Origin of the sequence: Mesorhizobium sp. B2-5-3 (genome assembly GCF_006441005.1) — a bacterium.
Taxonomy (GTDB): Bacteria; Pseudomonadota; Alphaproteobacteria; order Rhizobiales; family Rhizobiaceae; genus Mesorhizobium.
On the sequence record NZ_VFUS01000003.1, the window covers coordinates 252,469 to 270,447 of the forward strand.

27 protein-coding genes and 2 tRNA genes are annotated in these 17,979 nt (G+C 63.0%); 16 read left to right on the forward strand and 13 right to left on the reverse strand.

Annotated elements, in window-relative coordinates; genetic code table 11:
- Nucleotides 1-70 precede the first annotated feature (70 nt).
- Entirely contained in the window at nt 71-1,735 is a 1,665-nt protein-coding gene (locus FJ867_RS08625; protein WP_140493924.1) for a sugar ABC transporter substrate-binding protein, read from the reverse strand.
- A gap of 288 nt (nt 1,736-2,023) precedes the next feature.
- On the opposite strand from FJ867_RS08625, the gene ugpC reads away from it, so the two are divergent.
- The 3 genes from ugpC to rbsK are packed head-to-tail and all read left to right on the forward strand — an operon-like array spanning nt 2,024 to nt 4,487.
- Nucleotides 2,024-3,073 carry a sn-glycerol-3-phosphate ABC transporter ATP-binding protein UgpC gene (gene ugpC, locus FJ867_RS08630; protein WP_140493922.1) on the forward strand — a complete coding sequence of 350 codons (1,050 nt, stop codon included), beginning with the start codon at nt 2,024-2,026 and terminating at the stop codon, nt 3,071-3,073.
- A 27-nt stretch (nt 3,074-3,100) separates the two neighbouring features.
- Complete coding sequence (locus FJ867_RS08635; RefSeq protein ID WP_140493920.1) at nt 3,101-3,553, forward strand: RbsD/FucU family protein; 453 nt, start codon at nt 3,101-3,103, stop codon at nt 3,551-3,553.
- 4 nt (nt 3,554-3,557) lie between these two features.
- Nucleotides 3,558-4,487 (forward strand): ribokinase, encoded by a 930-nt coding sequence (gene rbsK / locus FJ867_RS08640; RefSeq protein WP_140817098.1) that lies wholly within the window; start codon nt 3,558-3,560, stop codon nt 4,485-4,487.
- A 25-nt stretch (nt 4,488-4,512) separates the two neighbouring features.
- Here the strand turns inward: rbsK and FJ867_RS08645 are convergent.
- A tRNA-Val gene (locus tag FJ867_RS08645) sits at nt 4,513-4,588 on the reverse strand.
- Between the two features lie 216 nt (nt 4,589-4,804).
- Here FJ867_RS08645 and FJ867_RS08650 point away from each other — a divergent pair.
- A tRNA-Asp gene (locus tag FJ867_RS08650) sits at nt 4,805-4,881 on the forward strand.
- Nucleotides 4,882-4,926: 45 nt separating this feature from the next.
- Here the strand turns inward: FJ867_RS08650 and FJ867_RS08655 are convergent.
- The 9 genes from FJ867_RS08655 to FJ867_RS28950 all read right to left on the reverse strand — a co-directional run bounded on the left by FJ867_RS08655 (nt 4,927) and on the right by FJ867_RS28950 (nt 9,219).
- Entirely contained in the window at nt 4,927-6,114 is a 1,188-nt protein-coding gene (locus FJ867_RS08655; protein WP_140817099.1) for a hypothetical protein, read from the reverse strand.
- The gene (locus tag FJ867_RS08660; protein ID WP_140817101.1) at nt 6,107-6,397 is read right to left on the reverse strand and encodes a hypothetical protein; all 291 of its coding nucleotides are present in this window, start codon (nt 6,395-6,397) and stop codon (nt 6,107-6,109) included. The genes FJ867_RS08655 and FJ867_RS08660 overlap by 8 nt, the downstream gene beginning before the upstream one ends.
- Nucleotides 6,394-6,732 carry a DUF4326 domain-containing protein gene (locus FJ867_RS08665; RefSeq protein WP_140817103.1) on the reverse strand — a complete coding sequence of 113 codons (339 nt, stop codon included), beginning with the start codon at nt 6,730-6,732 and terminating at the stop codon, nt 6,394-6,396. Before FJ867_RS08665 ends, FJ867_RS08660 begins: the two co-directional genes overlap by 4 nt.
- Nucleotides 6,729-6,959 (reverse strand): DUF5131 family protein, encoded by a 231-nt coding sequence (locus FJ867_RS29270; RefSeq protein WP_281405951.1) that lies wholly within the window; start codon nt 6,957-6,959, stop codon nt 6,729-6,731. Before FJ867_RS29270 ends, FJ867_RS08665 begins: the two co-directional genes overlap by 4 nt.
- Nucleotides 6,952-7,101, reverse strand: coding sequence for a hypothetical protein (locus tag FJ867_RS28695; protein ID WP_181168335.1), 150 nt, complete (start codon nt 7,099-7,101; stop codon nt 6,952-6,954). The genes FJ867_RS29270 and FJ867_RS28695 overlap by 8 nt, the downstream gene beginning before the upstream one ends.
- Nucleotides 7,098-7,289, reverse strand: coding sequence for a hypothetical protein (locus FJ867_RS08675; RefSeq protein WP_140817105.1), 192 nt, complete (start codon nt 7,287-7,289; stop codon nt 7,098-7,100). Before FJ867_RS08675 ends, FJ867_RS28695 begins: the two co-directional genes overlap by 4 nt.
- Nucleotides 7,289-7,594: a hypothetical protein gene (locus tag FJ867_RS08680; protein ID WP_140817107.1), complete on the reverse strand. Its 306-nt coding sequence runs from the start codon at nt 7,592-7,594 to the stop codon at nt 7,289-7,291. The genes FJ867_RS08675 and FJ867_RS08680 overlap by 1 nt, the downstream gene beginning before the upstream one ends.
- Before the next feature lie 5 nt (nt 7,595-7,599).
- On the reverse strand, nt 7,600-7,827 hold the full coding sequence (locus FJ867_RS08685) for a hypothetical protein (RefSeq protein ID WP_140817109.1): 228 nt from the start codon (nt 7,825-7,827) through the stop codon (nt 7,600-7,602).
- Nucleotides 7,828-8,553: 726 nt separating this feature from the next.
- Nucleotides 8,554-9,219, reverse strand: a complete 666-nt coding sequence (locus FJ867_RS28950; RefSeq protein ID WP_246675027.1) for a helix-turn-helix transcriptional regulator — start codon at nt 9,217-9,219, stop codon at nt 8,554-8,556.
- Between the two features lie 50 nt (nt 9,220-9,269).
- Here FJ867_RS28950 and FJ867_RS08700 point away from each other — a divergent pair, with 50 nt between their 5' ends.
- The 6 genes from FJ867_RS08700 to FJ867_RS08725 all read left to right on the forward strand — a co-directional run bounded on the left by FJ867_RS08700 (nt 9,270) and on the right by FJ867_RS08725 (nt 12,744).
- Nucleotides 9,270-9,797, forward strand: coding sequence for a hypothetical protein (locus FJ867_RS08700; protein ID WP_140817113.1), 528 nt, complete (start codon nt 9,270-9,272; stop codon nt 9,795-9,797).
- Between the two features lie 122 nt (nt 9,798-9,919).
- Nucleotides 9,920-10,402, forward strand: a complete 483-nt coding sequence (locus tag FJ867_RS08705) for a hypothetical protein (RefSeq protein ID WP_140631197.1) — start codon at nt 9,920-9,922, stop codon at nt 10,400-10,402.
- Nucleotides 10,399-10,686 carry a hypothetical protein gene (locus FJ867_RS08710; protein ID WP_140817115.1) on the forward strand — a complete coding sequence of 96 codons (288 nt, stop codon included), beginning with the start codon at nt 10,399-10,401 and terminating at the stop codon, nt 10,684-10,686. The genes FJ867_RS08705 and FJ867_RS08710 overlap by 4 nt, the downstream gene beginning before the upstream one ends.
- Nucleotides 10,683-11,051, forward strand: coding sequence for an HNH endonuclease signature motif containing protein (locus tag FJ867_RS08715; RefSeq protein ID WP_140817117.1), 369 nt, complete (start codon nt 10,683-10,685; stop codon nt 11,049-11,051). The genes FJ867_RS08710 and FJ867_RS08715 overlap by 4 nt, the downstream gene beginning before the upstream one ends.
- 59 nt (nt 11,052-11,110) lie before the next feature.
- Nucleotides 11,111-11,377, forward strand: a complete 267-nt coding sequence (locus FJ867_RS08720) for a DUF2312 domain-containing protein (RefSeq protein WP_140817310.1) — start codon at nt 11,111-11,113, stop codon at nt 11,375-11,377.
- Entirely contained in the window at nt 11,377-12,744 is a 1,368-nt protein-coding gene (locus tag FJ867_RS08725; RefSeq protein WP_140817119.1) for an MT-A70 family methyltransferase, read from the forward strand. The genes FJ867_RS08720 and FJ867_RS08725 overlap by 1 nt, the downstream gene beginning before the upstream one ends.
- Nucleotides 12,745-12,749: 5 nt before the next feature.
- Here the strand turns inward: FJ867_RS08725 and FJ867_RS08730 are convergent, their stop codons facing one another.
- Entirely contained in the window at nt 12,750-13,754 is a 1,005-nt protein-coding gene (locus FJ867_RS08730) for a hypothetical protein (protein WP_140817122.1), read from the reverse strand.
- Between the two features lie 59 nt (nt 13,755-13,813).
- Between FJ867_RS08730 and FJ867_RS08735 the strand changes: the two genes are divergently transcribed.
- Genes FJ867_RS08735 through FJ867_RS08760 form a run of 6 tightly spaced genes read left to right on the forward strand, consistent with a single transcriptional unit; the run spans nt 13,814 to nt 16,630 of the window.
- Complete coding sequence (locus tag FJ867_RS08735) at nt 13,814-14,524, forward strand: site-specific DNA-methyltransferase (protein ID WP_140817123.1); 711 nt, start codon at nt 13,814-13,816, stop codon at nt 14,522-14,524.
- On the forward strand, nt 14,521-15,222 hold the full coding sequence (locus FJ867_RS08740) for a hypothetical protein (RefSeq protein ID WP_181168336.1): 702 nt from the start codon (nt 14,521-14,523) through the stop codon (nt 15,220-15,222). Before FJ867_RS08735 ends, FJ867_RS08740 begins: the two co-directional genes overlap by 4 nt.
- Nucleotides 15,215-15,511 carry a hypothetical protein gene (locus FJ867_RS08745; protein WP_140817126.1) on the forward strand — a complete coding sequence of 99 codons (297 nt, stop codon included), beginning with the start codon at nt 15,215-15,217 and terminating at the stop codon, nt 15,509-15,511. Before FJ867_RS08740 ends, FJ867_RS08745 begins: the two co-directional genes overlap by 8 nt.
- Entirely contained in the window at nt 15,508-15,798 is a 291-nt protein-coding gene (locus FJ867_RS08750) for a hypothetical protein (RefSeq protein ID WP_140817128.1), read from the forward strand. The genes FJ867_RS08745 and FJ867_RS08750 overlap by 4 nt, the downstream gene beginning before the upstream one ends.
- Nucleotides 15,795-16,085: a hypothetical protein gene (locus FJ867_RS08755; RefSeq protein ID WP_140817130.1), complete on the forward strand. Its 291-nt coding sequence runs from the start codon at nt 15,795-15,797 to the stop codon at nt 16,083-16,085. The genes FJ867_RS08750 and FJ867_RS08755 overlap by 4 nt, the downstream gene beginning before the upstream one ends.
- Nucleotides 16,082-16,630, forward strand: coding sequence for a hypothetical protein (locus FJ867_RS08760; RefSeq protein WP_140817132.1), 549 nt, complete (start codon nt 16,082-16,084; stop codon nt 16,628-16,630). The genes FJ867_RS08755 and FJ867_RS08760 overlap by 4 nt, the downstream gene beginning before the upstream one ends.
- 38 nt (nt 16,631-16,668) lie before the next feature.
- Here the strand turns inward: FJ867_RS08760 and FJ867_RS08765 are convergent, their stop codons facing one another.
- Nucleotides 16,669-17,931 carry a hypothetical protein gene (locus FJ867_RS08765; RefSeq protein WP_140817134.1) on the reverse strand — a complete coding sequence of 421 codons (1,263 nt, stop codon included), beginning with the start codon at nt 17,929-17,931 and terminating at the stop codon, nt 16,669-16,671.
- Between the last annotated feature and the right edge of the window lie 48 nt (nt 17,932-17,979).

Genomic DNA, 17,979 nt, shown 5'->3' on the forward strand with positions numbered 1-17,979 from the left:
CGGCCGAAGCCGGCCAAGATACGGCCCGGCGACGACGTTCCGCCGGGCCGTGATCCATCATAACGCCTGCCTACAGGCCGAGCGAGGCCTTGTAGAGCTTGATCTGGTTGTCGCGGCCGATCTGGTCGGTCAGCTTCTCCCAGGCCGCGGCAATGGCATCTGCGCCCTCCTGGGCCTTCATCTTGCCGGCGAAGGTGTTAGCCAGAATGTCCTCGGCGGCTGAATAGTATTGGAAGATGCCGGGAATGCGTGGCTCGATCGCCGCGTTCGGGTGGTTGTAGCTGTCCGATTCCGACTTGAGATAGGAGGTGATGAAGGCTTCGTCATAGCCCGCCGCCACCCATTCCGGAATGTCGAAATGCGAGTTGCGGTAGGGCTGGAAGCCTGACGGGTACATCGCCGTCCAGATCGACAGGTCCTTGCCGCCGAGATGGGCGGCGGCGGACCATGCCGCCTTCTTCTTCTTCTCGTCGCTATCGACGCGGGCCATGACGTATACGCCCCAGCCGAGATAGGCGCAGTTCGGCGCATAGTTCGGTCCGCTGGCGAGTTTGTCCCACTGCCCGGTCTTGGAGTTGTAGACATCGTCGGAGCCGGGCAGGATCGAGAAGCCGGTGACGTCGCCTACGACGGAGGAGTCGTTGGTCTTGACGTTCGAGCCGACATCGCCCCACCAGGTGACCATCGAGCCGGTGCCGGCCAGGAACTGCTGGAAGGCGGTGGTGTTTGGATCGGCGTTGATCTGGTCGGCAGGCTCCGAAGGCAGCGCGTCGATCACGTCCTGTATAGCGCGCACCCAGGCCGGATTGTTGATGCGCGGCTTCATCGTGTCGGCGTCGAACAGCCAGGCCTTGTCGTCGGGGTGCTTGGCGTAGGCGGTGGCGCGGCTGCCAAGGAAATAGAAGCCGAATCCGCCCCAGGGTTTCGGCGCGTCGAGATAGCCGTAGACGTCCTGACCCTTGACCTGCTTGCCCTTGAGGAACTTGGTGACAGCCTGGACCTGCTGCCAGGTCTTCGGCACGCCCCATTCACCGCCGCCGCCGCCGTCCTTCCAGGCCTTGGCGAGGTCGGCATCGGAAAACACATCGGTGCGGTAATTGAAATTATGCGCGTCGCCGTCGACGGTCACGCGGTACTGCTTGCCGTTCCAGGTGCCGACAGGCGGCTTCAGATAATTGACGAGGTCGTCGAAATCGATCTGGGTCTTGACCCAGTCGGGCATCTCGGACGTGAGGCCCTTGCCGCAGACGTCGCCCTCGAACGGAGCGCCCATCTCGATGATGTCGAAGTCGACCGTGCCGGTGGCGATCGACTGCTGCAGGCGGGCATTGTAGTCGGCCTGCGCCAGATCGATCCAGTTGATCTTGGCGCCGGTATAGGTTTCCCAGGGCTTCAGGAAGCCGCGGAATAGCACATTGTGCAGGTTCTGGTTGTTGAGACCCATGAAGGTAAGCTCGACGCCGGCGAATTCGCCTTCCTTGACATTGGCCTTGGTCGCCTCGAGGCAGAGCTCGCCGACCTTCTGGAAGTCGGCGTCGGTCGGCTGACCCTTGCCCACGCCGGGGATCTGCAGGATTTTCGAGCGCAGCTCACTGGCGGCGGAGGCCGGGCGCGTGAGGGCGCCGAGCCCGGCGCCGGATGCGGCAGCGATCGCGGCCATCGAGGCCGCGCCCTTCAATATGTCGCGTCGGGTTGCCCCCGCGCGGACCAGCGTTTCGTAGAGACCTGTTTTCATCGATGTTCCTCCCAGAATATCTGTTGTGAATGCGGCCAAATTTCTCAGGCGCTGGAGCGCCAAACGATTCTCCCGGTTCGGAAACGAACGACGCAGGACCCCACCTGCTCGATTGAAGTTCCGTTTTTTTGGTTCGGGCAACCGGTATTCGGACCAGCGCCCGTCACTATTCTCGCAACCAAACGCCGTGTCAACGAGACCGGGTTTTGTCGGGAAGAGACCGGCTTGCCCTGGCAGGTCGCGTTGGTTAGCTTCTGCGCATACGGCAATGGAGCCGATGGGGGAGATATGGCTCAAGTCGCGATCAGCAAAGTGGCCAAGGCGTTTGGAACCGTCAAGGTTCTGCACGAAGTCAGCGTCGATATATCTGACGGCCAATTCGTGGTGCTGGTCGGTCCTTCGGGTTGCGGCAAGTCCACGCTGCTGAGAATGGTGGCGGGGCTGGAGACCGTCTCCGGCGGCACGATCGCCATCGGCGACCGTGTGGTCAACCACTTGCCGCCGGCCAAGCGCGACATCGCCATGGTGTTCCAGAACTATGCGCTCTATCCGCACAAGACAGTCGAGCAGAACATGGCCTTTGCGCTCAAGCTGCGCAAAACCGATCCGGCCGTGGTTGCCGAGCGGGTCAAGCGCGCCGCCGACATCCTCGACCTCAACCCTTATCTGAAACGCTATCCCCGGCAGCTTTCCGGCGGCCAGCGCCAGCGCGTCGCCATGGGCCGCGCCATCGTGCGCAACCCGCAGGTGTTCCTGTTTGACGAGCCGCTCTCAAATCTCGACGCCAAGCTGCGCGTGCAGATGCGCACCGAGATCAAGGAATTGCACCAGCGGCTGAAGACCACCACCATCTATGTCACGCATGACCAGATCGAAGCCATGACCATGGCCGACAAGATCGTGGTGATGCGCGACGGCCGCATTGAACAGGTCGGCGCACCGCTGGAACTGTTCGACCGGCCTGCCAACTTGTTTGTCGCCGGCTTCATTGGCTCTCCGTCGATGAACCTGCTCAAGGGCGTCGCGCGCAAGGGCGGTGTCGACATCGCCGGCGCTCTGTTCCCGGTCACGCCCGGCAGCGCCGTGGAGGAAGGGCGCGCCGTCGTCTATGGCGTGCGGCCGGAGCATCTCGAGATTCATGCCGATGGCGTGCCTGCCAAGATTTCGGTGGTCGAGCCGACTGGCTCGGAAACCCTGGTCTTCCTGCGTTTCGGGGACGGCGAGATGGTGGCGCTGTTCCGCGAACGCCACGACTTCAAGCCCGGCGATACGCTCAAGCTCAGGCCGCGGCTCGACCACATCCATCTGTTCGATGCCGAGACCGGCAGGCGTCTCTGATCTCAAACTCATTTCACGAGGAATATCATGCTCAAAGGGATCAATCCGCTCCTCAATGCCGACGTGCTCCAGGCATTGCGGGCGATGGGACACGGCGACGACCTGATTGTCGCCGACACCAACTTCCCCTCCGATTCGGTGGCGCGCCAGACGGCGCTCGGGCGGCTGCTGCGCATCGACGCGCCGGCGGCGCAAGTCGTGAAGGCGGTGCTGTCGCTCTACCCGCTGGATACGTTCGTCGACGATTCGGCCGCGCGCATGGAGATCGTCGGCAAGCCGGACGAGATCCCGCCCGTCCAGCAGGAAGTGCAAAAGGAGATCGACGCCGCCGAGGGCAAGCCATGGCCGATGCTGCCGGTCGAGCGCTACGCTTTCTACGAGCGCGCCAAGCAGGCTTACTGCGTCATCCAGACCGGCGAGCGCCGTTTCTACGGCTGTTTTGCCTTCCGCAAGGGCGTGGTCCCGCCGGATGCGGAGTAGCGGCATGCTGGCCGGCAAGCCGATCGTCATCCTCGGAGTCTTTGTCGCCGACACGGCCTATCGCGCCGCGCGGCAGCCGCGCATGGGCGAGACGATCCTTGGAACGTCCTTCACCCTCGGTCCCGGCGGCAAGGGTTCGAACCAGGCGGTTGCGGCCGGTAAGCTCGGCGCCGATGCAACCTTCCTCACGCGCCTCGGCGTCGATGCCTTCGCCGACATGGCCAAGCGCACCTGGAAGGACGCCGGCGTGAAGAATGCCGTGATCGACACGCCCGACAGCTATACGGGCGCTGCCTATATTTTCGTCGAGGAGGGCACCGGCAACAACGCCATCATCGTCAGCCCCGGCGCGGCGATGCTGATCTCGCCCGACGACATCGAGGCCAATGCCGCCCTGATTCGTGGTGCCGGCGTCTTCGTGACGCAACTCGAACAGCCCATCGAGGCGGCGCTGCGGGCGTTGGAGATCGCGCGCGGGGCAGGGGTGACGACCATCCTCAACCCGGCTCCAGCGGCCAGGCTCCCCGACCGCATCTATTCGCTCTGCGACTACCTCACGCCCAACGAGACGGAGACGGAGGAGTTGACCGGCATGAAGGTCGCCTCTGTCGATGACGCCCGCGCAGCCGCCGGCAAGCTGCTCGAAAAGGGCGCCGGCGCCGTCATCGTCACGTTGGGAGAGAAAGGCGCATTGCTGCACACGAGGGATCGGTCCGAACATGTCGCCGCCGTCAGCGCCGGCCCGGTGGTCGAGACCACGGGAGCCGGCGATGCCTTCAATGGCGGCCTGGCCGCCGCGCTGTCGCGTGGGGTGGAGCCCCTGCAAGCCGTGCGCTTTGCTTGCGCCGTTGCGGGCATTTCGGTGACGAGGCCAGGCACCGCGCCGTCCATGCCGGACTTGCACGAGGTCGAGGCGCTGCTGGCGAGGGGCTGAGGCGTTTGAATGAAAGGCGCCTGAATGGTGGGCGATGACGGGCTCGAACCGCCGACATCTTCGGTGTAAACGAAGCGCTCTACCAACTGAGCTAATCGCCCGCTCCGGGCCGGACCTTTAAGCGGTCGGGGCCAGCTTCGCAAGGCCAAATGAGCGTGGGACGCCGTGGTTGCGGGCCGTATTTGCGAACAAAACGCCGGCTGTCAAAAAACCTTCTCCAGTTTGATGTTATGATGGTTTCGTGCGCTTGACACCCGGTGGCGAACCCCTTATCCAGCGCCCAACGACGAACGCGGCTGACACGTGCTCGTCAATGCGCGGGTGTAGCTCAGTTGGTTAGAGTGCCGGCCTGTCACGCCGGAGGTCGCGGGTTCGAGCCCCGTCACTCGCGCCATTAGTTTCAAGGGGTTAGCTACCGTCCCTTGAAAAGTTTCAACTCTCATTTTCCGGAGAGTTTCAACTTTTTGTATTCATTCCGTTCCTGGCCGAGCAGCTGGCGCCCCTTGCGGCGGCTCTCGTCGGCTGCGCGCACGGCTACCAGGTTAACTGGCATGTAGGTCTTCTGGAGCGCCTTGTTCTCGTCGATCGAGTTGCCCATCTTCGCCGAGATCGCCTCGACCGAGGCGCCGCCGGCGTTGGCCTCGACCGCGCCCGAACGCCGCATGTCCATCAGCCGGCGCTTTTCGCTCTCGCCGAACACCAACTTGCGGATGTCGGCGAAGTCGTCGACCAGCGAATCCTTGGTGTAGGGCACGCCGGCGCGCGGCCGACCGCCCTTGGGGCCCGGCGCAAAGCCGCGCGAGCGGAAGATCGGCGCGTCGTCGAGCAGGGTGACGCCGAGCTGCTCGACATAGGCCAGCACCAGGCGCTGCGTGCGTGGAGACAGCGTGCCGAACGCGGCCTCGCCGCTCTTGGTGCGCGCGATGAGAAAGCCCCATTCCTGCGCCGTCTGCATGGCCTGCGCCGGGTTGAGCGTGCGCACGTCGACCGGGGAGAAGCTGGTGTCCCAGGCGACGGCAATGATGCAGGCCAGCCCCTTGAAGCCGCCGCGCCAGGCGCCCTTGACCAGCCGCACGACTTCGCCTTCGCTCCACGTCTGGTGCCGCGGCGCTGGCGTCTGGCGGCGAATCGCCTGCGAGGGGTCGGCCTTGGGCGGGCAAAGCTTCATGCCGGCCATGACGGTGTAGAGCGATCGCCACGTCTTCATGGCCCGGTAGGCGATGTCGACGCCCTTGACGCGCAGCAGGCGGGCATACCAGTCATCCAGCAGCTCGAGCGTGATGTCGGCCGGCGGCAAGTCGGCGAAGTACGGCTCGATGAAGGTCCAGCCGCGCTCCCAGTCCTCGCGGGTGCGCGGCGGCTTGCGCTTCCATTCCTGCATGCGGCGGTAGCGGGTGAAGGCATCGCCGATGGAATCCTTGGGCCACACATGCAGGCGCGGCGGCTCGCGCCCCTTGCGGAACGCCTGCCAGCGGTCTTCCCATTCCTTGGCGACCGCCCAGGCGTCCGGCCCGTCGACGCCGCAGGAGATGCATTCGAAACCGGCCGCGACCATTTTCGGGGTCGGCAGCCAGTAGCCGTATTTGCCCTTGCGGATGACGTAGTGCTTCAGCTTGATCTTAGCCAAGGGTCGCCAGCCTCGCTCTTGCGATCTCGGCGCTAGACTGCGCGCCGGATCCTGATCCGGCAAGGCCGGAGCGCTTGTCCTGCCATGCGTCGATCGCCACCAGGTCGTAATTGCCGGTGATCGGGCAGGCCCTGGGAAAACCCTGATGCTGCAAAGCCGGCAGCAATTCCATGAATTCGGGCAGCGTCAGGTGCAGGTAGCGCGCCGCCTTGGTCGCCGGCACCAGGCGCGGCTGCACCGGGAAGCGGACGGAGGACGGCTGTGGCCCATGGGTCTGGGTCACGGCTTTGCCTCACGGTTGGCAACCGTCAGCAGCACGTCTGCGTGGCAGGGTGCGCCTGGCTTGCACCAGCAGGCGAGGTTTTTGCCGGTGAGCTCACCGGCATTTTCGGCGACGAACTGTCGGGTGCGCTTGAGCGCCTCGATGTCGGGATCGGTGCCGACGCGCAGCAAGCCGGCCAACAAGGCCTTGTAGAGGTCGACGCAATAGGCGGCGTCGCCATGCTTGCCGACGATGAACGGATTGCCCCATGGGCCAGGGCGCGCCACGGTCACGGTGTTTTCTGGCATGCGCCAGCCTTTTCGGCGGGATAGCTGGATGCGTTTCGGCACCGTCATGGCCGCACCACGCGCGCCAGGTGGCGGAAGTAGACACTCCATCCCTTCCAATAGACGGCCATCGGCGCCCCGGTTTGGCCCTTGGCCTGCAACGCGGCCGTCATGGCCTCGATACGGCCGGCCATCTTCATGGCGTAGCAGTGCGTGCAACCGGGCGAGAGGATGGAACAGCCGACGATGGGATTCCACGTCGCGTCGGTCCATTCAATGGCGGATTTGTCAGCCATGGTTCACGTCCTTCGCGATCTTGATCTTGAGGACGGTGCCGACGTGGCCGGCTTTCACCGCCTTGGTGGCGGCTTCCTTCGGCGTCTCGGCATCGACGAGGAGGCGCTTGCCGTCGGCATAGTGGATGCGGAACGCGGTCATGACCACAGCCCAAGGATGATCAGCCCGACGCCGATGGCGAGGGTGCCGGTGATGAAGAGGCCGAACAGCAGGCGCACCATCCTGATGTCGCTGCGGTCGGTGCAGTCGTCGCCGCAGCGGCATTCGGGGAAGTTCGGGCAGCGGATGATCGGCTTGCCGCGCCTGATGGCGATGAGGTCGCCTTTCATCAGCGCACCCCCACGGCGAGGCAGGCAACCGTCATGCCGAAGGTGAAGGCGGCGGCCAAGGCGAGGCGAAGGTCGACAGTGGCAAGCGCGTTGCAGGCGCGCTCCACCATCCCGGCAAGTTGCCGGTTGTCGTTGTCGCCGGCCGATTTCACGCCCTTGGGCGCGAAGCTGACCACGTTGACAGCCTCGATTGCGGCGAGGATCTGCGACGGTCTCTGGCCGGCCATGAGCTGGCGCGAAATCCAGGCTTCGGTCTCGGGAGACATGGCGGCTGCGGCGATCAGCCGGTCAGCGAGCGTGCTCATGGCCGTCAGCCCTGGTGGCGGACGGCGCGGGAGCGCGCCAGGTCCGACGCCTCGGGCCCGTGCTCCTTGATCTCGGCGCGGGAGAAGTCGGAATGCTCGAACAGGCTTTCGGCGGTTACCGCCGTGCCGTTCATGCCCATTTCCAGCATCTTGTCGGCCATGCGCTCGACGATGTCTTTGGGCATGGCGGCGGGCGAGATGGCCGGCGCCGGGCGGGGCTGGGTGGTGATCATGGGATTGCCTCCATCGCGGGATTGCGATTGGAAGCGGATAATATGCGCAAACGGATATTAATCAATAAAGAAAATGCGCAAACGGATAGAAATTGTCGCTAGGGCGGATAACTTCGAACGCCAGGCCGCTCTCATTCGCAAGCGGAAGCCTCCTAGGCTCGATGTTCCGGTTCGGTAACTATATCGCAACAGCGCTGTTAACTTCCGTTACCAGCCGCAATCCGCGCTTGCATTCTTTCCCTGCCGTTCTACCGTCGAGTCGGGCTTGATAACCCGGCTTGAGATAGGCGCAGCACAGGCGCCGAACCGCGCGCCTGCTTGGCGGCATCGCGCACCCTGGCTTTGGCCGGGAGCGGCGGTGCTGTCCAAGCCTCGGCTAAAAGCCGTCGGCCTGTTCTCAACAGGTTATCAACTCCCGGCTCGCGCCACAGTAGCGCGCAGCCGAGAAAAGCATTGAAATTCAGCCTCGCGCTACTTTTAGCGCATCCACAACAGCATTGGTCTACAGCGACTGCGACCATGCGGGCCGCAGAGTGATTATTGACAGGGCTAGGCATTTGTTCCTAGTCTGTTCTGGCAGGGCTTGGGAGTTAGAATTGGCGATCCAGCATCAGGTGAAGCAGCGCAACAAGACGCGGAATGAGACGACACTGGCGGAATTGCGAGATATGGCGGGATGCGAACTAACGCTCGATCCACCGGCGAAGGTTCGGAAATATGCCGACGCTATCGCCGCCGAGATGGCTCGGATTCATGGGGGCGGCTGGCGAGTGCAGGTTGATCACCTGGCGGGACTGGTGATGGTTGTACGCCATTGACCTGCTGGAATCCCTGAATCGCCGAAAGCAGGACAGTGATGTTTTCAGGCTTCAGGCCATCGATCCGCTCAAGCATCACGCGGACTTCATCGATATCCCGGACCAATGACGGCTCGGTCGTGGGCTCAGCCACATCGACGTGCACGGCGTAGGTTTCATTAATCGCATCCCGGCGCGGCCCTTCCGGTTCGGATCCGGATAACCAGCGGTTGACGGTTGATTGAGAGACGCGGAAGTGCTCGGCCAGCTTCTGTTGCTTCCAGCCGGTAGCCTTCATAATCGCTCGTATTTTGTCCTCGATGGTCATCGCGCGGACGCTGCCACGGTCGGCGGATAAATAAAAATCCGCTTGCGCATAAAATTGCGCTTGTAAACTATCCGTTTGCGCATAATATGCGCCGCTATGAGCGCTATTCGTCATATTCGCCTCGACATTTTTGGGGTCACACAAGCGGATTTTGCCGTCTTGGCGGGCGTAACCCAGGCAACCGTCTCGCGATGGGAGGCCGGTGTTGCTCCCTCGCTTGACGATATGCGCGCCATCCGCGGAGCAGCCATCGAGCGCGGCATCCAATGGAACGATGCCTGGTTCTTTGAAATCCCGACAGCGGCGGAGGACGCCGCATGAAGCCGCGCCTCGCCAATCCCGTTCTTGCCGATCGTGGCGCGCGCCTTGCCGGCGTCGGTTTTGCCGAGCCGCGCCAGGTCGGCGCCATCGATTGTGAATTCCCCACTGCGCTGTCCTCCCAAGCACATCGCGCAGAGCCTGCCGCGCCGTCCGGCTCCTCCCTGGGCGGCGCGGCTTTTTCCTCCTTCGCCAAGGCTACGGAGGACAAGTCCCACTTCACCGAATCCTGTCCGCTCGCCGCCTCCGGCGGGCAGGAGCATGCGCCGGCGGTCGATGCCCCTTCCGCCGGCGCGCCCTTCAACGCGATCGTGCTGCCCGACCATGTGATGGTGCTGGTGCGCGCGATCGCTGCCTATGAGCGCTGCGGCAACGAACGCGCGGTGGCGCTGGCGCTGACCGAATACGCTACGTTGATCGGGGCAGGGGCGCTGGCCCGTGCGGTGGCCGATCTCGGCGACGAGCTGGCCGACGTGCCGCGTCACGCGCGGGCAGCGGCAAACCGATTCAGGAGCGGCGGACCATGAGGACATCGAACTGCGGGCCTCCTTGAGGACCCGCTAATACTGAACCTTTCCAGACCGTCCCACCACGGGAAACGCCGGCGGTAATTCCCGCCGCGTGAATGCTTTTGCCTGAGGAGGCGCAATTGAGCGAATTCACGAAGAAGTGGCAGCAACGGTTGCTGGCTGCGCAAGAGGATCTCATCGACGCAAGCGGCGGCGTTGCACGCGTGATGGAAGTCACCGGCTATTCGCGCGGCCAGGTCGGCCGCTGGCATGGCGGCATGGATCGCGCCTTCATGCCGATCCCGGTGGTCTTGGCGCTCGAAGAAAACAGGCGGCCCTTCATCACGCAGGTGATGGCGGAGTTCAACGGCCGCGCGCTGACCGATGCCGCCGATCGCGGCGAGCGCATTGCAAACCTCTCCGAGCAGGTGGCCGACCTGGTCGAGCAGGCCGGCCACCTCGTGGTGCAGACGGTGAAAGCGCGTGCCGATGGCGTCGTGACACCGACCGAAGCGACGCTGCTGCGCGGCATCTCCACCAAGATTGCCAGCCTCAACGCCGACATCGACGACGCGCTGGCCGGCGTCGTCGCCGGCGGCGGGCTGAAGGTGGTGGGGCAGTGATGCGCAGCGTCCTCGACATGATCGCCGGGCGCGACGCGCCACAAGCCGACGGCAAGCCCGGCCTCGGCAGGATCCTCGCCGATCTCGACAGCCATCAATGCCGGTTCCCGCTGCGCGGCGACGGCGCCGCGACGCGCTTCTGCGCGGCAGATGTGAGCGAGGCCGACTGGATGCCGGGGTTCCCGGGCCGTTGCTACTGCACCTTCCATCGCAGCCTCAGCGTAGGGCGCGGCACGCCGGCAGAGCGTGCAGCGCCGCGCGTGCTTAAGAGGCTGGCGGGATGACGCTGCCGCTGACGCGCCGCGAGGTCATCCGGGCCAAGATCGCCGCCAATATCGAGGTGGTCGACACCGGCTATGAAACGCCTTGCCACCTGTGGATCGGTCCTGATTCCGGCAATGGGCGCGGCGGCGACTATCCGCGCATGAAGCTCGACGGCCAGACCGTCGCCGTGCATCGCGTCAGCTTCACCAATGAGCACGGCTACATCCCCGGCAAGAAGCAGCTCGACCACAAGTGCCGCACGCGCCGCTGCGTGCGCGACGACCATCTGGAGATGGTCACCCACAAGCAGAACCAGAAACGGCGCGACGAAGCGCGCGGCCTGACGCCCAAGCGCAAGCGGCGCCGGAAGGCGGTGGCAAGGTGAGCGACGAATACGATCCCTACACGCCGCGCGGCCCCGCCCGCGAGCGCCCCGGCGCGAAGATGGCGGCGGATGCCGACGAGGCGAGCGGCCCGCAGACGGTCGCCGCCGGTCAGCTGAGGGCCTTCATCGAACGCATCGAGCTGGTGCAGGAGGACATCGACGCGCTCTCCGACGACCGCAAGGAAATCTTCGCCGAGTGCAAGGCCATGGGTTTCGACACGAAGGCCGTGCGCACCTTGGTCAAGCTCCGGAAGATGGACCAGGCGGAGCGGCAGGAGGCCGAGGCGATCCTTGAGCTCTACAAAGCCGCGCTGGGGATGGTGTGATGAAATACCAGCTCCTGCCGCGCCTCTCCGCCGAAGAATACGCCTCGCTCGAACGCTCCATCATCGCGCATGGCGTTCTGGTGCCGGTCGAATATGACGAGGCCGGCGAGATCATCGACGGCCACCATCGTGTCGAGATCTGCGAAAGCCTTGGCCTGGTCGACTGGCCGCGCTTCGTGCGCAAGGGCCTGTCCGAAGTTGAAAAGCGCACGTTGTCGCGCGAATTCAATTTCGCCCGCCGGCATCTCAGCACCGCGCAAAAGCAGGAGGTCATCGCCGACCAGCTGCGCGACACGCCGTCGATTTCGTCGCGTGCGGTTGCCGCCATGCTGGGTGTCGACCACAAGACCGTGTCGGGCGTGCGCAAGCGAATGGTCGACGGTGGGGAAATTCCCCACCACGACGAGGTCGAGGGTAAGGACGGCGTGCGCCAGCCGGCACGCAAGACGATCAAGACCGCCTTCGTCCCCGACCGCGAAAACGTCGGCGAGTTCCTGAAGGGCGCCAAGGTCATCCGCGCCGAGCGGCAGAAGGTCGCGCATGCCGTTCGGGTCGAACATCTCGGCCTGATTGCCAAGCGCGGCGAAGCCACCGCTCCGATCTGGTGGAAGGATGGCGGCGAAGGTCCGACCTATCCGATCATCTACGCCGATCCCCCGTGGAAGTTCATCGTCCATTCCGAAGTGACGGGACGGGAGAAGAGCGCCGAAAACCACTATCCGACGATGGACCTGGCCGACATCCTCGCGCTCGGCTGCCCGGCGACAAAGAACGCGGTGCTGTTCCTGTGGGTGACAGATCTCGCCAACGGGCTGGCCTGCATGCAGGCTTGGGGCTTCGCCTTCAAGTCCTACTGGGCGTGGGAGAAACAATATCCCGGCGAGCAGCACGGTACCGGCTATTGGGGCTTCGACAATTGCGAGCTGCTGCTGATCGGCACGCGCGGCGATTTCCCTGCGCCGCTGCCCGGCACGCAACCGCGCAAGCTGACCGCGCATCCAGTCTCGGCGCATAGCGCCAAGCCCGATTGGTATGCCGAGCAGATCGAGCGGCTATATCCCGGCGTGCCGAAGCTCGAAATGTTCTGCCGCAATCCAAGGCCGGGTTGGGATGCTTGGGGGTTTGAGGCGGGCGAGGCGCCGGAGCAGCCGTTCTCCTCACTTGAGGGGGAGATGCCCGGCAGGGCAGAGGGGGGCGCTGCCCCGTTGGGGGCTGACGTTGACCCCAAGCTGATCGAAACCGTCGCCAAGGGCATGCAGACCGAAACCGGCCGCAAGGCACTGGTCAAGGCGCTCGACATGATGATCGCGGCTGAAGAAGCGCCGAAGCCCAAGCGCGGCCGGCCGCGCAAGGCGGTGCCGGCATGACGACGTCAAGCTTTAGCTTTCGCTCGCCTTGGAGGACTTTTCGGTTTGCCCATGTGGAAATGCTGCGACCAATCGACTGCCCGGCCATCGGCAGCGATCGGCGGATTTTCAGGATCAAACCAATTCCTGCCCTCGCGCAGATCGGGAACTACAGAGCTGCTGATCAAGGCGCCGGAGAAATCGCATTTTACGAATTCATGACTCGTCACGTGATCAATACTGTTGATCCGGCAAAGGTTAAATTTGCACTTAAAGAAGTTGCCGTCGACCCTCAATGTCGAGGAAATAAATCGGCACTCAAGAAAGTATATGCTGGCGTCCTGTTCCGTGATGTTGTTTGCACGTCTGAATGTGCCTTCATCATAACTGGCCGATATCGCACCCCTTACAATCCGCCAGTTGGTGATTTTTGGCGTGCCGTCGTCAATGGTTGCCATTTCGAAGCCGAGTTCGCGTTCAGCGATCAGGTTGGTGGCTCGCCAAGCCTTTTCGAGTGCGGTGATCGCGAGCTGAACACCGGTATCAGAGTGGCTCGTTTTGCCCCGCTCGTCGATAAAATCAGCGATCAGGTTCATCGCCTCAACAGCGAAGGGCGATTTAGGCGCTGTTGCGACGGCTTGGAGAGTCATGAGACCGGCACTGATATGCGAACGTTTCCCGTGTTCGCCCAGCAACTCAGCTCCCTTCTGAAGGCGAAGAGCGGTGTTGTTTTCATCTGTGGCCGCTATCTGCGCGGACAGCCGATCAATTTGAATCCGTTGCAGCTTCGCCTGTTGAGTCGCAATCGTCCCCCTCCAAACCACCGTACAGAACGTAATCAACGCTATTCCGAACGCCGCACCTGCCCCGACTATCTGCACCCTATGCAGCATGCTTTCGTCAGTCGCGGCGGCCCATATCCAGGGAAACGAAAAAGCGCTGACAACGGGCGTGATTACCGCGATGGCAACTGCGCCCGCCTTCCAACTCTCGGCGCTCTTCCAAACCTCATCATCTTTATCCTCGGCCATGCAATGTCCCTCCCAAGTTGTGCTGGTAGCACGACGCGTCAAGATTTGGCGAGGGCGGCATGAGCGCCATCCGCCGCGAGGAAACCATCGGCGACTGCCGGCTCATCCTGGGCGATTGCCTGCAGGTGTTGCCGCTATTGGCGGGCGGCATGGCTGTCGTCAGTGATCCGCCCTACGGCATGGATTGGGACACCGATTCCACGCGCTTCAGCGGGGGGCATCGGACCCATAGGCTGCGTCGCAAAGAAGGGCGCGACGACTGGGGTGCGGTCAAGAACGACGACAAGCCGTTCGACCCTGCGATTTGGGCGGCGTTTCCCGAATGCATCCTGTTCGGGTCGAACCATTTTGCCGCCCGCCTGCCTGTCGGCACGACGCTCGTCTGGATCAAGCGGCTCGATGCGGCCTTCGGGTCGTTCCTGTCGGATGCCGAAGTGGCGTGGCAGAAGGGTGGTTATGGCGTCTATTGCAAGCGCGATCTGTCGAATTATGCACTGACGGATTCACGCAAGCACCCAACGCAAAAGCCATTGGACCTGATGGTCTGGTGTGTCGAGCGGGTGAAGTCGTCGGTCATCCTCGACCCGTTCATGGGCTCGGGCACCACGGGCGTCGCCTGCATCAAGCTCGGCCGCAAATTCATCGGCATCGAGATCGACGAAACCTATTTCGACATCGCCTGCGAGCGCATCCGCAAGGCCTATGCCCAGCCTGACATGTTCGTTGAGCCTCGTGCTCCTGATCCGAAGCAGGAGGCGCTGGAGCTATGACACAAAGCTTCTTCGGCTTCGAAACGATCTATGGCGTCGACGGCGAACATGCGACGCCTTTCCTGACGCGCTTCCGCGCCGGCCGGCTTCGCATCCATGTCTTTCATCGCGGCGACGCTGACCCGGACCCACACGATCATCCATGGGATTTCTGGACCTTTCCGCTGACGTCCTATGTCGAGGAGGTCGCGACGCGGCAGCGCGATACTTGCGCGGCTGACGCACCTGAGCCGGCGGCCCGATACATGTTGAGCCGCCACGTCGTCCCATCGTGGCGATGGTCCTACCGGCCGGCCGAGCACACGCATCGCGTCATCGGTCGCTGGACCGGCAACAAGCATGTGCCTTTTGCCGACGTCAGCGACGCCGGCCCTGGCAAGATCGTGACCATCGTCTGGCAGGGCCGCTCGAACCGCAAATGGGGTTTCCTGCGCAACCGGGACGGCAATTGGTGCTGGACGCCCTGGCGTGAGTACGTCTTTGGCGGCGGCAAATATGCGCCTTGCGCACCGGCTGACTATGACGCGGCCAAGAACTCCGCCGGCTGCTACGCCGCCGCGATCGAGGCCAAGCGGCTGCGCGGGGACACGCATTACCCCGAGCATCAAGAACGCGCGCCGGATCCTGAGACCGAACGCGAGATAAAGCGGCTGAAGCGGGCACTGGACCGCAAGCTGCGGGAGGCGGGCCGTGGCTGAGGTCTCCTTCCTGCGCTTCGCCAACGACTTTCAGGACCGGCTGAACGCGCTCGGCTATTCGCTGCGGCGGGCGGAAGAGCAATGGCCCGACACCGACCGCGCCATGCTGTCGCGCGCCATCAACGGCAAGACGCTGTCGGCCGGCAATTACCTGCTGCTGTGCGAGATGGCCGGGCTTGACCCCTACGCCTATCTGGAGCGCCCGCCGCACCGCCGCGTAACGCTCAAAAGCATTTCTGACCAGTGGGTTACACCACCTGTCCCATGTGAAACAGGAGACGGCAGATGACCGATTCCATGCTGCCGATTTTGCGCCAGCTGCACGATGCCGACGGCGACCGGGCACGGGCGGACACGCTGCTGCGCATGCCGGATTCGGTGATGCTGAAGTATCACGACGTGATCCTTGCCGCGTGCCGGCGCGGCGGGTTCGAGGTCGGCATGGCCTTCGTCGAACTGCGCGTCTCGGTGTGCCTGGCCGTGCGGGATGCCACCGGGCTTGCGCCGGTCGACCTGTCCAAGACGCTGGACCACTATCGCGATGTAATGGCCGAATTCGCCAGGGGTGGCGCATGACGGCGATCGGCAAGCAGGTCGATCCGCTTGCGCGCAAGCTCGCGCCCGTGGTGCGCGAGATGCTGATGGCGGAAGTCGAGCGCATCGCCGCGTCGATACCGTCGAGCAGGGCCAAGGCCGGCGAGGTCGACGCCGACATCATGAAAGCCTGCCGTGTGGTTGCCAGCGCCGCCGACCGGCTGGCGCAGGCGAAGTATGGCCCCGGCGAGATCGCCGCGCGCAAATCGCTGGAGAACGCGGCCAATGGACTTCGGCGCGCTATGTGCCGCCACGGGCGCATGCCATGAACGCGCTCTCGCCGGGCGCCCGGAAACTGAAAGACATCCGCGCCGGCTTCGCGGCAGTCGCGCCGGCCAACTGGACGCGCGTGCACAGCGCTACCGGCGCCTTTATCGAAGCGCGCGGCGAGATGGGCGAGTTGTTCGTGCTGGCGCGCTTCGACATGGCGACGCCGGACGAGATCGCCTTTCTTTGCGATGCGGCGGACACGGTGCGGTTCCTGCTGCGGCTGCTCGACGAAGCTTTCGGCACGATCCGCGCGCTCAAGGGCGAGCCGGCGCGCCACAACGCCCCGGCCGGGCCGCCTGCGGCCAGCGAGCCGAAGAACTTCGCCGCCGAATGCGCGATGAAATGCCAGGAGCCGGCTTTCAAGGTGTTCCTGGAAGAGCGGCACGGGCTTGAACGCCCGCTGAGTGACAAGCGCGTGGCGCAAAAGGTGCGCTCGATCCTTGGCGTCACCTCCCGAAAAGACATCAACGAAGGCGGCCGGGCCAGCGAAGCGTGGAAAGCGCTGCGCGCCGATTTCGCCGCATGGCTGAAGGCGGAACGATGAACGTGGCCCAAGCATTGCGAAAGAGAGAAAACAATGGTTCAGCCGCCCCTTCCGTTGGCAAGATTGAGTACGCTGGAAATGAGAGTTGGTGGCTCACCGCTATCGGCCTCATAGCCAGGCGTAGGTCTAAAGAGAGCCGCAAGCACCTGGGCTCTATCCTCATCCTTCGCCGCATCTTTTGCTATCATGCGGTAGTAGGTTTCGAGCATTGTTGCACGAGCTCGACTGTCGTCCATCAGCATCATGGATCGAGAATTGAATTTGACGGCAAGCCGGATAATCCAGAAGTAAAGGACCAACGGGACGCCAATCAGAGCAAGGCGGGTAGCTGCAACCACGGCTGCAAGGCCTGCATTGGGGTTTTCCCCGAGTTCCTCTTTTGTGAGAGAGCCCACTTCCTTGAGATAATCCATCACGTTGCTGTAGCTAAAGCTAAGGTACACGACAGGTGCGGCAATAAGAATCAGCACAAGGGCGTACGACAGCGACACCGCCCATGTGGCCGCATTCGCCCGGTTGTTCCACTCGATCTTGAGCTGATCAAAATTGCCGCGAGCGCGTGCCTCGTTCACAAAAGAATTCAGGTTCAATTCGGTGATCTTTGTTTGCTCATTGATACTGTTAGCGAGCTTGTGCCCCGCCTCTGCCTGCTGAACTGCCGTGTCCGATTTAGCAACGGCCAATGCTACACTTTCCGATGCCTCGTTCACTATCTTGCGAATTTCGACGACTGCGGCTGCAAACTGCGAATTCGCTTCGGCTATTGTTTTCTGGAAGTCGCTTTCGATTTCCCGGATGCCATCCGTGATCCGTTTGCGTTCTTCACTCAACAGCCTAACAACGCTTTTTTGTACACGCTGTTCGTCGAACGGTACACTTCCGCCTTGGTCGGACACCGCAACCATTCTGGTGTAAAGTCCCCGGTCTCTAGCTATTTTGTCATTGTCGGCAATTGGTGGAAGAACAGGTCCGAATTCACATTGAATTCCTGCAATATACGCGTTCAATATCTCTGCGCTGCTAGCTTTGATATCGTTAAATATATCATTTTCGTCTTTGGCGATTCTGGGAAGGTCGCGAGAATTAGCGTCCATTCTAAGGTATTGCTCAAGATTTCTGTTGAAATCCAGAATCGTGTCCATCCACGGGCCGGGAGTCATCACTTCAAATACCTTGGCTCGGATCGCGCTCGCCAAACTGAGCAGTCGTTTTGCGTTTCCGGCCAGATCTTCACTCAGAGCGTCACCAATCGGCTGATTGTGCAGAATATTGAAAATAGTCTCGACGTCGGATGCCGACATTTTGTTCCCCCTGACTTTCCAGGCCTGAGCTGCGCAGGCGACGGACAA

Bases quoted from the DNA above. Each gene is read 5' to 3' on its own strand.
- FJ867_RS08625 (WP_140493924.1), bottom strand. From the start codon at position 1,735: ATGAAAACAGGTCTCTACGAAACGCTGGTCCGCGCGGGGGCAACCCGA.
- ugpC (WP_140493922.1), top strand. From the start codon at position 2,024: ATGGCTCAAGTCGCGATCAGCAAAGTGGCCAAGGCGTTTGGAACCGTC.
- FJ867_RS08635 (WP_140493920.1), top strand. From the start codon at position 3,101: ATGCTCAAAGGGATCAATCCGCTCCTCAATGCCGACGTGCTCCAGGCA.
- rbsK (WP_140817098.1), top strand. From the start codon at position 3,558: ATGCTGGCCGGCAAGCCGATCGTCATCCTCGGAGTCTTTGTCGCCGAC.
- FJ867_RS08665 (WP_140817103.1), bottom strand. From the start codon at position 6,732: ATGACGGTGCCGAAACGCATCCAGCTATCCCGCCGAAAAGGCTGGCGC.
- FJ867_RS29270 (WP_281405951.1), bottom strand. From the start codon at position 6,959: ATGGCTGACAAATCCGCCATTGAATGGACCGACGCGACGTGGAATCCC.
- FJ867_RS28695 (WP_181168335.1), bottom strand. From the start codon at position 7,101: ATGACCGCGTTCCGCATCCACTATGCCGACGGCAAGCGCCTCCTCGTC.
- FJ867_RS08675 (WP_140817105.1), bottom strand. From the start codon at position 7,289: ATGAAAGGCGACCTCATCGCCATCAGGCGCGGCAAGCCGATCATCCGC.
- FJ867_RS08680 (WP_140817107.1), bottom strand. From the start codon at position 7,594: ATGAGCACGCTCGCTGACCGGCTGATCGCCGCAGCCGCCATGTCTCCC.
- FJ867_RS08685 (WP_140817109.1), bottom strand. From the start codon at position 7,827: ATGATCACCACCCAGCCCCGCCCGGCGCCGGCCATCTCGCCCGCCGCC.
- FJ867_RS08700 (WP_140817113.1), top strand. From the start codon at position 9,270: ATGAAGCCGCGCCTCGCCAATCCCGTTCTTGCCGATCGTGGCGCGCGC.
- FJ867_RS08715 (WP_140817117.1), top strand. From the start codon at position 10,683: ATGACGCTGCCGCTGACGCGCCGCGAGGTCATCCGGGCCAAGATCGCC.
- FJ867_RS08720 (WP_140817310.1), top strand. From the start codon at position 11,111: ATGGCGGCGGATGCCGACGAGGCGAGCGGCCCGCAGACGGTCGCCGCC.
- FJ867_RS08725 (WP_140817119.1), top strand. From the start codon at position 11,377: ATGAAATACCAGCTCCTGCCGCGCCTCTCCGCCGAAGAATACGCCTCG.
- FJ867_RS08730 (WP_140817122.1), bottom strand. From the start codon at position 13,754: ATGGCCGAGGATAAAGATGATGAGGTTTGGAAGAGCGCCGAGAGTTGG.
- FJ867_RS08735 (WP_140817123.1), top strand. From the start codon at position 13,814: ATGAGCGCCATCCGCCGCGAGGAAACCATCGGCGACTGCCGGCTCATC.
- FJ867_RS08740 (WP_181168336.1), top strand. From the start codon at position 14,521: ATGACACAAAGCTTCTTCGGCTTCGAAACGATCTATGGCGTCGACGGC.
- FJ867_RS08750 (WP_140817128.1), top strand. From the start codon at position 15,508: ATGACCGATTCCATGCTGCCGATTTTGCGCCAGCTGCACGATGCCGAC.
- FJ867_RS08755 (WP_140817130.1), top strand. From the start codon at position 15,795: ATGACGGCGATCGGCAAGCAGGTCGATCCGCTTGCGCGCAAGCTCGCG.
- FJ867_RS08760 (WP_140817132.1), top strand. From the start codon at position 16,082: ATGAACGCGCTCTCGCCGGGCGCCCGGAAACTGAAAGACATCCGCGCC.
- FJ867_RS08765 (WP_140817134.1), bottom strand. From the start codon at position 17,931: ATGTCGGCATCCGACGTCGAGACTATTTTCAATATTCTGCACAATCAG.